Raw genomic sequence first — 1,084 nt, forward strand, 5'->3', positions numbered from 1 at the left:
TAGTGATGGTGGGCTTGTCTCAGTTGATTTGGAAACGAGTCCAGTCATTTATCACCATTCAGGGAGGTTAGTATGAAAAAATATCAACGCATGCATCTGATTTTTATTAGACAATACATCAAGCAAATCATGGAGTACAAGGTCGATTTTGTGGTTGGTGTCTTAGGAGTCTTTCTGACTCAAGGCTTGAACCTCTTATTTCTCAATGTCATCTTTCAACACATTCCATCCCTAGAAGGCTGGACTTTTCAAGAAATTGCTTTTATTTATGGATTTTCCTTGATTCCCAAGGGCTTGGACCATCTCTTTTTTGACAATCTATGGGCATTAGGTCAACGTTTAGTCCGAAAAGGGGAGTTTGACAAGTATCTGACACGTCCTATCAATCCTCTCTTTCATATTCTAGTTGAGACCTTTCAGATTGATGCCTTGGGTGAACTCTTGGTCGGTGGCATTCTACTGGGAACAACAGTGACCAGCATTGCTTGGACTCTTCCTAAATTCCTGCTTTTTCTAGTCTGCATACCATTTGCGACCTTGATTTATACTTCTTTGAAAATCGCGACAGCCAGTATCGCTTTTTGGACCAAGCAGTCAGGAGCCATGATTTATATTTTCTATATGTTTAATGATTTTGCTAAGTACCCGATTTCCATTTACAATTCATTTCTTCGTTGGTTGATTAGTTTTATCGTGCCTTTCGCCTTTACGGCCTACTATCCTGCCAGCTATTTCTTGCAGGACAAGGATGTTCTCTTTAACATCGGAGGTTTGATGTTGATTTCCCTTATCTTTTTTGGTATTTCCCTTAAACTCTGGGACAGGGGCTTGGATTCCTACGAAAGTGCGGGTTCTTAGCATCGATGTTATCAAAGCCTTGTCTTGGGACAGGCTTTTTTTAATAGAGATGAAAATTCCTTGACATCTATTCTCAGAGTGCTATACCGTAAATGTAATCGCCGATTTAGCTCATACTCTTCGAAAATCTCTTCAAACCACGTCAACGTAGCCTTGCCGTATATATATGTAACTGACTTCGTCAGTTCTATCTGCAACCTCAAAACAGTGTTTTGAGCTGACTTCG

1 protein-coding gene is annotated in these 1,084 nt (G+C 40.2%); it reads left to right on the forward strand.

The features are described 5' to 3' along the window. The first annotated feature begins 72 nt into the window (after positions 1 to 72). Positions 73 to 858: an ABC transporter permease gene (locus tag QZ359_RS01005; RefSeq protein ID WP_049551394.1), complete on the forward strand. Its 786-nt coding sequence runs from the start codon at positions 73 to 75 to the stop codon at positions 856 to 858. Positions 859 to 1,084 lie beyond the last annotated feature (226 nt).

Source organism: Streptococcus sp., assembly GCF_019414905.1.
Classification (GTDB): Bacteria; Bacillota; Bacilli; order Lactobacillales; family Streptococcaceae; genus Streptococcus.

Bases quoted from the DNA above. Each gene is read 5' to 3' on its own strand.
- QZ359_RS01005 (WP_049551394.1), top strand. From the start codon at position 73: ATGAAAAAATATCAACGCATGCATCTGATTTTTATTAGACAATACATC.